General features: G+C 46.2%; 4 protein-coding genes and 1 pseudogene. All 5 read left to right on the plus strand.

Going from position 1 to position 12,889, the window contains the following annotated elements:
- The first annotated feature begins 29 nt into the window (after nt 1-29).
- The gene (locus GC098_RS25260) at nt 30-782 is read left to right on the plus strand and encodes an SDR family NAD(P)-dependent oxidoreductase (RefSeq protein ID WP_171645978.1); all 753 of its coding nucleotides are present in this window, start codon (nt 30-32) and stop codon (nt 780-782) included.
- A gap of 19 nt (nt 783-801) precedes the next feature.
- Complete coding sequence (locus GC098_RS25265) at nt 802-2,763, plus strand: DUF6259 domain-containing protein (protein WP_171645979.1); 1,962 nt, start codon at nt 802-804, stop codon at nt 2,761-2,763.
- Between the two features lie 141 nt (nt 2,764-2,904).
- Nucleotides 2,905-8,037, plus strand: coding sequence for an Ig-like domain-containing protein (locus GC098_RS25270; protein ID WP_171645980.1), 5,133 nt, complete (start codon nt 2,905-2,907; stop codon nt 8,035-8,037).
- 188 nt (nt 8,038-8,225) lie between these two features.
- On the plus strand, nt 8,226-8,348 hold the full coding sequence (locus tag GC098_RS40930; RefSeq protein ID WP_281367121.1) for a hypothetical protein: 123 nt from the start codon (nt 8,226-8,228) through the stop codon (nt 8,346-8,348).
- A gap of 1,528 nt (nt 8,349-9,876) precedes the next feature.
- Nucleotides 9,877-12,666 (plus strand): annotated as a pseudogene (locus GC098_RS41955) (OmpL47-type beta-barrel domain-containing protein); the annotation flags it as partial.
- Nucleotides 12,667-12,889: the final 223 nt, after the last annotated feature.

Genomic DNA, 12,889 nt, shown 5'->3' on the forward strand with positions numbered 1-12,889 from the left:
CATTTTAGAAACCGAGGTGAAGCATCGTTATGTTTGATTTATCTAGCAAAGTGGTCATGGTAACGGGGGCATCGCAAGGTCTCGGACGCGGGATGATCTTAGGTATGGCTGAAGCGGGAGCTAATGTGATTATTAACGCTCTGGAGATCACGGAAAGCGCACTTCAACTTGTTGAGCAGGTCAAGGCGATGGGGCGGGATGCGATTGTGATCCAAGCGGATGTCAGCCAAGAAGAGGATGTCCAGAGACTGTTTCATATGGCGGTAGAGAAGTATGGACGCCTCGATATACTGGTCAACAATGCCGGCACTTCCAGGGCAGAAACGATAGTCGAAACGTCGCTGCAAAGTTGGAATGAAATCATCAACAACAACTTGACGAGCACCTTCTTATGCTCCAAGTATGCCATGGACATCATGATGCCGCAAAAAAGCGGAAGGATTATTTCCATCAGTTCGGTTGTTGGACATCAGGGTGCCTTGTATGGTCATGTTCACTACGCTGCTAGTAAAAGCGGACAGATCGGCTTCACGAAAACGCTAGCTCGTACAGCCGCTCCTTATGGCATTACCGTTAACGCGATCGCTCCGGGCATCATTGAAACCGAATTATTACTTCAAACGCATGGGGATGAGAAGGTAAAGAGTTTAACGGAATCTGTCCCCCTAGGCTTAGGGAAGCTTGAAGACGTTGCGGCGGCGGCGGTATTCCTGGCAAGCGACGAAGCTAAGTATATAACCGGAGTTACCCTGGATGTGAACGGCGGTCTTTATCTAAGATAAGGAAAGGACAGATTGGAAAATGACTCTTTCAATTAAGGCAGGACAATTACAGTTTGCTGTAGATCCGCAGGGACGCTTCGTACGTTGGTCGGCGGCGGGATCTCTATTACAAGAGAGTGCAGGAGCGGATTTCTGGAGAATTCAACTCGATGATGGCGAGTTTCGCGACATGTCCGTTCGTTCAAGTCTTCAGAGCGGGACCGTAACCGAAATTGAGGGTGGATTGGCTATCCAATACAATCAGCTCGAAGCAGAGGACGGCAATACGTATCCTGTATTGTTTCGGGTGCAGGTCCTGGTAGTAGGCGAGCAGTTGCACTTCTCATACAAGGTAACCAATCAAAGCGAAGTACGGGTTAATGAGGTCAAACTCCCGTTCGTAGATGTATCCGTCGTTGCGGATGAAGTGCGCAGCCGTGATGTTTTGTACCGCAGCGAAGGGCATGGACATCGTCTCGCCGATCCTTGGACGGCAATTGACAGGGCTCACAGTGAATACATGTCCAGCGATAACCATGAGATTTGGCTCGACATGACCTATCCGAGTTTCGCCAGCATGGCTTGGTTCGGTGTGCAGAGCGGTTCGCATTTCCTCTATGTAGGTCGGCATGATGACAACTTCACGACATGTGTATTGGCCGCAGGAATAGGCCCGCGCAACAGCGATCCGCGTCTCGTTCTAGCCGTTTCGCAGTTCCCTTTGGTGCAAGGAGGAGAAGAAGTTTCCTCCCCAACCTCTGTCGTCGCATTCGTTCCCGGGGATTGGCGGCAAGGCTCAGCCATTTACCGGCAATGGGCGGACGGTTGGTTTAGTGAACCGCAGAAACCCGAATGGGTACAAGAGCTTCCCGGTTGGCAGCGAATTATCATGAAGCATCAGTTCGGCAAAATTTACTTCCGGTATGAAGATTTACCTCGCGTTTACGAGGAAGGCAAGGCGGTCGGGGTGGAAATGATTCTGCTCTTCGGTTGGTGGAAAGGCGGCTTCGATAACGGGTATCCCGTCTATGAGCCGGATCCTGCCCTTGGCGGAGAAGAAGGGTTTAAAGCAGCGATTGCGGAAGTGCAGCGTCGGGGAGGACGTGTTGCGCTTTACACAAATGGTGTATTGATCGATGTAAAATCAGACTATTACAAGGAAACCGGGCATCGGATTTGCCGCAAAAATATTGACGGCATGGAGTACAGGGAGCATTACAAATTCAACAATGACGGCATGCTGCTGCGCAATTTTGGCTATAAGAGCTTTGTGTCTGCTTGTCAGGCGACCGATGAATGGAATAAGCACCTGATTGAGATCGGTCAACAAAAACTAAGCTACAATCCGGACTCCATTTTCTACGATCAGATCGCTGGGCATTTTCCGCATCTCTGTTTCGATGCCTCACATGATCATGGAAACCGGGGGGATAATGAGACGGTTTGGCGGCTGCGCAATTTGAAGCAAATGCGTGAATTATGCACAGGGGATAAAGCTTTCGGCTCTGAATTCGTTGTCGACTGCTATGCGCCTCTCCTGGATTTCCATCATAGCTGCCAATACGCGAGTTTTAAAGACAAAGAGTCGTTCCCTGAGCTTTACCGGCAAACGTTCCCCGAGACGATTATGTCCAATCGCTACATGCATGATGAGCGAAGCGATTTTAAACAGCAGCTTCACTTCGCTTTTGTGTATGGATATCGCTTTGACATTGCCATATACCGTTCTCGGGCAACAATTACTGCGGCTGAGGCCTATGGGAATCATATTAAGGAATTGATCGCCTTACGTGACCGCTACTCTGAATTTTTCTATCACGGCACCTTCTCACTGGATACCGATATGGAGCTGCCTGAAGGAATTATCAAAACGGAATACGTTCATAATGCGAGAAGACTTCTCGTATTTTGGAATGATTCTGCTGAGGAGAAGCTTATTTCTTTCCAAAACCAAACGATTCGTTTGGGGGCTAATGAATTGCAATGTGTGATTGTGGAATAAGTAGTTGTTCAGAGGGAACAGCAAGGATGCTTTGTGTGCAAGTCGGCACGGAACAACCTTGTTGTTTTCGCTTCACGATAAAACTAAAGCGCTTACATTTTATGTTAATTATTCATATTCATAGAGGAGGCTGTTTACAGTATGTATAAAAAAATAGTATCGGGAGTGATTTTTTGTGTATGTTTAGCTGTGCTGCTATTCAGAGCACCAGAAAGTCTGGCTGTTGGTGCTGGAGATACTGGCGTACTGCAGTTTCAAGATGATTTTAGCGAGGGCATGTCGTTATGGAAGGGAGTAAAAGGATCATGGGTCGTTGACAACGGCGCTCTTCGGGTTACCTCGGGCAGCACGAACGAAATAGAGCCGAAGGGATCGAATTCCGTTTGGCAGGATCAAATTGTTGAGTTTCGAGTCCAAATCGTGGGAGCGCCAGGAGGCGGTTTTACAAGAGTCTTTACAAGGTATGTGAGTGGCTCGAGCAATTTGGGATTGTTGATCAGACCTACGGGGTTAAGTTATTCGTTAAATGGAGCTGCGGAGTCGTACCTTTCCAGTTATAAATTTACCGTGGGTACTAACTATGACGTAAAGATGATCCTTTCAGGAAGTACGGCAACCATCTATGCCAAAACGGAAGGGCAATCCACTTACACGAGCGCAGGGACGATTGCAGGCTTGCCCATACAAAGCGGAAAGCTGAGATTCCAAACCTCCAACGACAAGGTGCTGTTGGATAATGTCAAAGTATCGAATACGCAATCTTCCGCATTTATGGCGAATGGAAGCGTGTTGTCTGCTTTGAATTTAGGAAGTCAATCTGCTTTGTCGCTAATCAACACAACCGGAAAAACCGTTGTCTGGACTTCTAGTGACGCGACAAGGGCAACCGTAGATGGCAATGGTGTGGTCACTGCTGCAGGCAGGGGCCTGGTGACTATTACGGCTTCCACGGCTGATAATCTGGAACAAGTCAGATTTGATATCTATGTGAAGGATCCCGTTGTTTCGCCAGGGGCCTTGCAGTTCCAGGACGATTTCAGCAACGGCATGAGTTTGTGGAATGCCGTATCCGGAGCATGGGGAATCGATCATTCGCAGCTTATTTCTCCGGCCGCTTCTTCCTCACTGCTTGAGCCAAAAGGGACACTAACCAAATGGCGGAACATGACGGTAGCCATGAGGTTTAACAGACTCGAGACAAGCTCAAACGACAACTTCATTTCGATCAAATTGAGGTATGTCAGCGAAGCGGATTATACACGATTGCTGATCAGAAGCACGGGATTAAGTTATATCCAAGCAGGTGGAGCGGAGCAGTCTTTTTATGCAACGACATTCAACACAGGAACGGATTATGATATCAAGCTGGTAGCCCTGGACGATTTGGTGCAAGTATATGTAAAAAGCGCTGCCGATCCTGATTACATCGTTGCGGGTGCGATTTCCAATGCGTCCTACAATTTCGGAAAGGTACAACTGACAACGTTCAATGTAAAGGCAGCTTTAGATAACATTCAAATATGGAACCATGAAAGCTTGCCGTTTATGCTAGGTAAAAAGTTAAGCGTTTTCAACAAGGGGGATAGCCAAACGCTGCAGTTGACGAATACGACTGGGAAAAGTGTGATGTGGAGTTCAAGCGACAACCAGGTGGCGACAGTAGATCAGACTGGAGCTGTTACCCCACTCGCCCGGGGACAGGCGGTAGTTACCGCAGCAACATATGATAACACCTTTCAGGATAAAGCTGAAATCGTGGTCAAGGATCCGATTAATCCTACCGGTATCTTGCAGCTCGAGGACGATTTCAGCGAGGGCATGAGCGTTTGGAAAGCGGTGTATGGGACTTGGACGGTTGATAATTCTCGGCTGTCTTCCACCTCAACGGCATCCTCTTTGATTGAAATGAAAGGGGCAGAAACAACGTGGAGGAACCAGACGATTTCTATGAGGTTCAATCGGGGCGAAAACCTGGCAGGCAACTTTATTTCTGTGAAGTTCAGGTATGTCAACGAGGCCGATTATACACGTTTATTGATCAGAAGTACCGGATTAAGCTACGTCAAAGCGGGCGGCACGGAGCAGTCGATGTATGTCATGACTTTTAACGCGGATACGGATTACGATATTAAATTGGTCGCCTTGGATAATTGGGTTCAGGTTTATGTGAAAAGCGCAACCGACCCTGATTATACGTATGCAGGAGCCATTTCCAATGTTTCCTATGTATTCGGTAAGGTGCAGCTGACCACGTATAATGTAAAGGCTACTCTAGATAACATACAAATATGGAACCATGAAAGCTCGCCCTTTATTCTGAGTGCCAAACTTACTGGGATCGCAAGTGGATATAGTGAATCACTGCAGTTGACCAATGCAACCGGAAAAGGTGTGGTGTGGACTTCAAGCAATACGCAGGTGGCGACAGTAGACCAGACAGGAGTGGTTACAGCTATAGCGAAGGGTCAGACAGTCGTTACTGCTGCAACGTATGACGATTCTTTTCAGGAAAAGAGCGATATCGTTGTCTATGTCCGGCCTACAGGTGTTACCCTCAACAAACCTAGTACTTCCCTATACGTGGGGGAAGCTGAGGAACTTACAGCTACGGTTAGTCCGGCGGATGTAGATAATCCGTTGACCATATGGACGTCCAGTGATCCTTCCGTGGTAAGTTTGGTAGGAGGATCGAGTACTTCCAGAGCCATTAAAGCCTTGCCTGCGGGGACAGCGATAATCACCGTTACTACCGTAGATGGCGGATTCTCGGCTTCGACGCAAGTACTTGTGAATCCTGTGCCGGAACCAACCGTATCGATGGCCGAATTTGCGATTGATCCGACTCCGAATGCCTTGCCATCCCATTTCTTGGGAGCACATAACGAACAACTGGTTAAGGTTGGAAGGGTGACTGACTTTCAACTGGAAAGCTTCGATAATCTGGGTTTAGATCTCAAGCTTCAAAATGTTCGTGGACCCGATGGTACGGGCGCAAATTACTACTTGTACAACGAGGGAACGGTCATGAATTCCAAAGATCCGCGTTATCAGCAATTCTATGGAAATCGAACCGTTGGGGCGGTAGAGAATGTGAATCTGCAGCCTGGGTACCCAGGGTTATATCTGGCAGATTCCTACCATCTCGCCAATACGATAGAGGTTCCCTACGTATTTGTCATAAATGTAATCTCTCAGTCAGTGAGTGAAATCCTGGCACAAGTTCAACAGATGAAGCAGCAAACCACACAACCGATCTATGTGGAATTGGGGAACGAGCTTTATTCCATCTTGTTTGATGCAAGCTTCCCGTCAGTATCTGAATATATTGCCAAATGCAAATTGATCTATCAGGGAATCAAAGGCATAGATCCGACTATTAAAATCGGGATTGTGGCTGTCGCCAAAGATTTGGAAGACCGAATAGCTGCTGACCCCAATAATCTGCCAGATCCTGATGTGGATTGGGCAGCTACACAAGGGGGACGCGTAGCGCTTTGGAATCAAACGCTAATGGCAGACAGCAGTTTCTACGACGCCATCATCGTCCATGTGTATTCACCCATTCCAAATCTATTTGATCTAACGAACAGCAAAATGATGAGATACTTATATACGTATAATCAAAGTGCATTGGAAGGTCTGTCTATTCAGAAAAACCAATTCCCAGGCAAGGAAATATGGGTTACGGAGTGGTCCTCTCTTCCAACTGTCCTATTTGGCGAGAAAGACCCTAACGAAAAGGCACGCAAACAATTTATGAAAACCCCAGGATTTGCGATTCACAATATGGAACGGGTGCTGCAAATGATCGAGTCGGGTGCCGTGACGATTTCCGACGTACATGCGATGGTAGATCCCCAAGGGTTTGGCATCGTGCAGCAAACCGCCGGTGGAGATCTCACTGAATTACCGAATTATTATGTATTTAAAGCTTTGGGAGGTCTGCTTGACTCCAATAGCAGCTATTACAAACTCAATCTTGCACAAGGCAATGTTCAAAATGAAAAGCTGCGATTCATTGCTACGGATGTCTATTATAACGTTGCGGATGTTGGCGCATGGGGTTTCGGTGACGCTAATGGAATTAAGAAGGTCGTTTTCGCCAATCGGACCATGAACCCTGTCAATGTTTCCATACCAAGCAGGGATCTCAAGACGAATTGGGAATATGGGGGCTCTAATCCTTTGCCATCGTTTCTGACCAACCCGAATGCGAGCTGGTTGGACGCGCCACAAGTTAATCCATTACCGGAGACGCCTTCTTCCATTTTCTCTGGAGAGATCCAATTGAAGCCTTACTCCATGACGATTGTGGACATTACAAATAATGTTGCTGTACCAGTTACAATAGCTTCCGTGTCTCCGGCACAATCGGATGGACAAAATGGTTGCTACGTAAGTCCGGTAACGGTAACATTAACCGCCACCGATCATGTATTGGGTATGGAGAAGACGGAGTATAGTCTGGATAACGGGACTACGTGGCAGCCTTATACGGCACCTGTGACGTTTGATCAGAGCGGCAATTACGACATTATGTATCGATCGACCGATAAAGCGGGGAATGTTGAACCTGACAAACATGTTAGTTTTAAATTAAATATGACTGCCGCAGTCGTTAAGTTGCAAGACAGCAGCGGGAATTCGATAAGCGGTGGAATCGTTACATACTACGATGGCGGATGGAAGGATTTTGGGGTAACCGACGCTTTTGGATTGATTAGTAAGGACTTGCCTGATAAAGCATACACCTTTAGCATGACATACGAAGGTACATACATGGAAAAGGTGCAGAATACAGGAGCTAGCCCTATCGTTGTATTCCAGACTGTGAACACGACGGTACAGTTGAAGGATAGCTCGGGGAACCCGCTCGACGGAGGAACGGTGAAATATTACGCCGGAGGGTGGAAGGACCTGGGGACTACAGTTGGTGGAATGGCAAGCAAGGAATTATTGCCTGGCAACTATACCTTCAGTATGTCTTACTTGGGCACCTATCAGGAGAAAGTACAGAACACGGGTTCGATTGCGACGATTGTATTCCAGACGGTGAATGCGACGGTACAGCTGAAGATCAGTTCGGGGAGCCCGCTCGACGGAGGAACGGTGAAATATTACGCCGGAGGGTGGAAGGACCTGGGGACTACGGTTGGCGGAACGGCAAGCAAGGAATTATTGCCTGGCAACTACACCTTCAGCATGTCTTACTTGGGCACTTATCAGGAGAAAACGCAGAACACGGGTTTGAATACAACGATTGTATTTCAGTAATTTCCGTATCAAAGTGTGACGTAGTAAGTTTCTTCAAATCCATACATGGCTATAAGCCGGATCTTTTTGCTCGAACAGAGTGAATGTGATCCGGCTTATTTTTGAGTTTTGGATGAAACTAAAGTTAAACTAGTTCCTCTGTTTCAACGGATTATAATGAGATTAACTCCGAGGATGTAGATTTAATCATGGTTAACCAAGTGCAAGTGAGTGTTGAAGTTTCAACTAAGCCTCCTGTTTCCTATATACCGGTTGTGGTCGCAGTGGGCGTTGGAGCAAAGGTGAATAAAATAGAGCCAGTTAATACGTAAATTGAAAGGGGAATATAATATGAAAAGCAAAAAAATTAATAGGCAAAATGTAAGCGCATTCATTTTACTTGCTCTACTTTTGGGAATATTCATAGATCAACGAAATCTCGTTCATGCCGCGGATTATACGGCCACCATAAATATAGATACGAATGTTGAATCGAGCTTAAGTGAAAACTTCGGGGGATATAATGGGGATTTTCAAACTTATGGTATCCTATACACCGATCAAACGGCCATCGATTTGGCAAAAGGATTGAATAGCCGTGTGTTTCGATTTCCCTCCGGGACGGATAGTGACTATTTCGACATTAGGAGAGGGGATGACGATGACGAATGGGTATCGCAATTTTTCGGAAAAATGCCTACATTCCATGCTGCCGTTAACGACGGGCAAATCTTGAGAGCCAAGCCTGACAAACAAGAACTTCAGGATTGGAAATATTTTCTGGATCAAGTGCAAGGAGAAACCATGATTATTATCAATGGATTCACCGATACGCCAGAAACAGCAATGGCGATAGCGAAATATTGCAAGGATAATCATATTAAGGTTAGCGCTTACGAGCTGAGCAACGAAGCTTTTTTATTCAGTAAATTTTTTCCGACTGCAACGGATTATGCGGATAAAATGAAACCGTATTATGATGCCATCAAATCGGTAGATCCGAAAGCACAGATTAACGTCATGTTTTCTCAAGGCGAAAAACCCGAATGGGATAAAGAGCTGGCTGCTTATCCGAATAAATATTGGGACGGCGTATCCTACCATTTTTATCGGGGCGGCGATCGGTATTCAACGTTCGACCAAGCGCGCAAAGACTTGAATTCCGCCTTGGCAGAGCGTACCAATTCGTATATCGATTCCTATTACCTTGCCAAAGGAAGACCTGATATGCCTGTAACGATAAGCGAGTTTAATACGACTCCTTCAACAATGACGAGTTTGTCCACATCGGGGATGATAAAAACGTTGTATAATGGCATATTCGCCGCTGAATATACGACCAGATTGTCGAGCCATCCCAATGTGAAACGTGTACTTCTTCATGCGATGATGCAGTTTGGCACCCAACCCACCAATAACTATGCTGTCGCAATGCGAGATGCTTATGAAAAAAAGACGACATTAGATACAACGGGTTACGATTTCGGCATTTATAAAAGCGGTGCCGCTTTAGGTTTGCAAATCGCCTATGAAGCCATCAATAACAGTTCCCACTTATGGAAAACAACGACTTCGGGAGGGGCAGAGGTTAACAAGTATTCGGGAAGCAATATACCTGCTTTATATTCGCAGGCATATAAGGGGGAAAACAATAAAAATTATGTCGTGATCACAAACAAATCGGACAGTACTCACACCGCAACAATCAACATGAATGGAGTACCGGTTACATCAAATATGACGAAAACGTATATTTCATCTACAGACCCAGAATTAAAAAATACACTGGCAAATCCTAATGCTATTGCTATTCAAACGGAAGGCACACTCAATCCGGTAACGATTCCTCCATACAGCGTGATGAGAGTAGAATGGGATGGTTCCGGAGGACAACTACCGCAACCTACTCGTATTGTTCAATCTATTGTAGGTAATAATCAGGTGGAGCTAACTTGGCTTGATTCGCTGCTTGCATCAGGATATGTCGTGAAGTATGGGACGACACCTGGCGTTTATACAAATACGATAAATGCAGGCCAGTTGAAGAACTATACCGTGACGGGCTTATCCAACGGTACAACCTATTACTTTGCGGTAAGCGCTAATAATAGATCTGGTTCAAGCGTTAATTCGAATGAAGTGGCTGCCAAGCTTGTAAAGCCAAGCGCACCATTGCTGGAAAGCCCGAAAGCAAAGGAAGGTTCCGTCGTACTACATTGGAATAGTTCAGCCAACGCTTCCGGATATTATGTAAAGGTTAGAACAGGATCTGGCAACAATACAACGGTTAAAGACGTTGGCAATTCTATAGGCTACGAAGTGACCGGATTAACCAATGATACAGCCTACTATTTTACGGTATCTGCGTATAACGGTATGGGAGAAGGCTTAAACTCCAGCGAATACAGCGCTGTTCCTAGGGGGAATATGCCCTATTCTCCTCACACAGTTCGAGCTTTCGCAACCGGAACGGGAGTCGATTTAAGTTGGAACCCCTCGTATTCAGAGCAATTTTATGAAAACTTTGAACTTGGAGACGGTTTATGGACCGTTATAAACGGTGAATGGGGGATTGTTCATAGTACGGAAGGTGGTCTTGGCAGTACCAACGTGTACCGAAGCAGTAATTCTTCCGGTTATGGAATGAGCGTTGCTGGAGACAGCACTTGGAAAGACTATGTTGTTGAAGTTGGAATCGTAGCGCCCGGTTCCGTTACGGGTAACTATGGCGTGGCCGCAAGATATGTGGACAACAATAACTACTATTATGCGTATTACGATTCTCAGGAGAAAAAGTATAAAATTGTTAAGCGCTTTCAAGGGGTGGAGGCGGTTTTGGCTTCATCTGAACAAATAGCGGACCCTTATTTTATTCTTGGAGCAAATACGAGTAATAAATTCAGGCTTGAGGTATCGGGCGATAGGTTGACCCTATATAGGGACGCAAATGTAATAGCTTCAGTAACGGATGGAAGTAATCCCCTTCTTTCTGGAAAAGTAGGTCTTTACACGAACAACCAGCAAGCTGATTTCGACCGTGTGTCCGTAAGATTGGATAATGCGACCGGTTATGTTATCAAAAGAAGTACGAGTCTAAAGGGCGTTTATACGACTGTAGCGACAGGAGTAACAGGAAGTACCTACAAAGACACCAGCGCAAATCCGGCACTCCATAATTATTATGTGATTTCAGCGTTAAATGAAAGTGGAGAGAGCACCTATACTTCTCCGCTATCGATTGCTTATCCAGTAGAACCGTTAATCAATATCGCGCCAAGCGCTATATTATCGGTTGATTCCACCAATGGTTCGTTCAGTGCGAGTAAGGCGGTAGATGGCATTAAAAATGACAACGCCAGCAGATGGCTTTCTTTAAGCGGAGAACCGCATTATTTTCAGATGGAATGGCAGGCGGACAAATTGATCAGTAGTATTCAAGTTTGGAGTGGACTAATCGGAGGATACGGGTTCCAAATCAAAGATTATACGATTCAGTACTGGGACGGAGAAAAGTGGAAGACGGCGGCTGCCGTTACCGATAATAAAAATGACGCCAATGTTCGTTCCTACAACATATTGGAATTGGATAATCCCATTATTACCAAAAAATTAAGAATGAACATAACGAAAGCCTCTAGCGCAGCCGGTTATACGGACGCCAGATTGTTAGAAATTGAAGTATTCGGTACAGATCGATATAAAAATATTGCGCCGAGCGCTGTATTAGCTGTTGATTCGACGAACGGTTTATTCAGTGCAAATAAGGCAGTAGATGGAATAAAAAATGACAATAGCAGCAGATGGCTTTCTTTAAGCGGCGAACCGCACTACTTTCAGATGGATTGGCCGGAGGATAAGTTAATTAAGGGCATCAACGTCTGGAGCGGGCTGATCGGGGGCAACGGATTTCAAATCAAAGACTATACGATGGAGTATTGGGATGGGGCCAATTGGACAACCGCAGCGACTGTAACCAATAACACTTATGATGCCAACGGTGGTTTGTACAATTCTCTGAAGTGGAGTACGCCCATTTCCACCAAGAAAATAAAAATGAACATAACGAAAGCTTCTGGTGCAGCGGGCTATACGGACGCCAGATTGTTGGAAATTGAAGTGATTGGCGCAGATTTACCTACTACGACAGCGAATTTATCGCCTTCACAGCCGGATGGACAAAATGGGCGATACATGAGTCCGGTAACGGTTACATTGTCTGCTCCGCAAACATTATGGGGGGTTACACAGTCCGTATATAGTCTGGATAGTGGGAAGACGTGGCTGGCATACGCAGGGCCGATCACGTTTGAGCAGGATGGCTCCTATCATATCAGCTTCAGATCGGTAGATCAGGAAGGCAATTCAGGGAGCATTCAGATGGTTTCATTCATCATCGAAAGGAATTCCTTGGCACCTGTGACGATGGCCGCATTGTCTGGTACTCCAAATGGCGAGGGCTGGTTTAAAGAAGATGTGACGGTTACCTTGACGGCTGTGGATGAATCAGCGGGTGCGGTATGGACCGAATACAGTATCAATGGTGGGACTGCAGCTGCTTACGTTGCACCCATTGTCATTCGAAACGAAGGCACGAGTACGATCGGATATTTCTCTACAAATGCCGCGGGGAATGTGGAAGCGGCGAAATCGTTTCAAGTGAAATTAGATAAAACACCACCCGTTGCTGTTTTGACGGAGTCCGGCCACGCTGTGGGGGATGTGACAGATGCGGATACGTTGAGATTTGATTTGAACAGATCAGATGCACACTCCGGTGTGGCTACGCAGACGTTAACTTTGGATGGCGCTGTGATTAACAGCGGTCAAACGATTGCCGCGGGAAGTCTAGCACTAGGAGCACATACGGTGCAAT

It is taken from the genome of Paenibacillus phytorum (assembly GCF_013141715.1).
Lineage (GTDB): Bacteria > Bacillota > Bacilli > Paenibacillales > NBRC-103111 > Paenibacillus_E > Paenibacillus_E phytorum.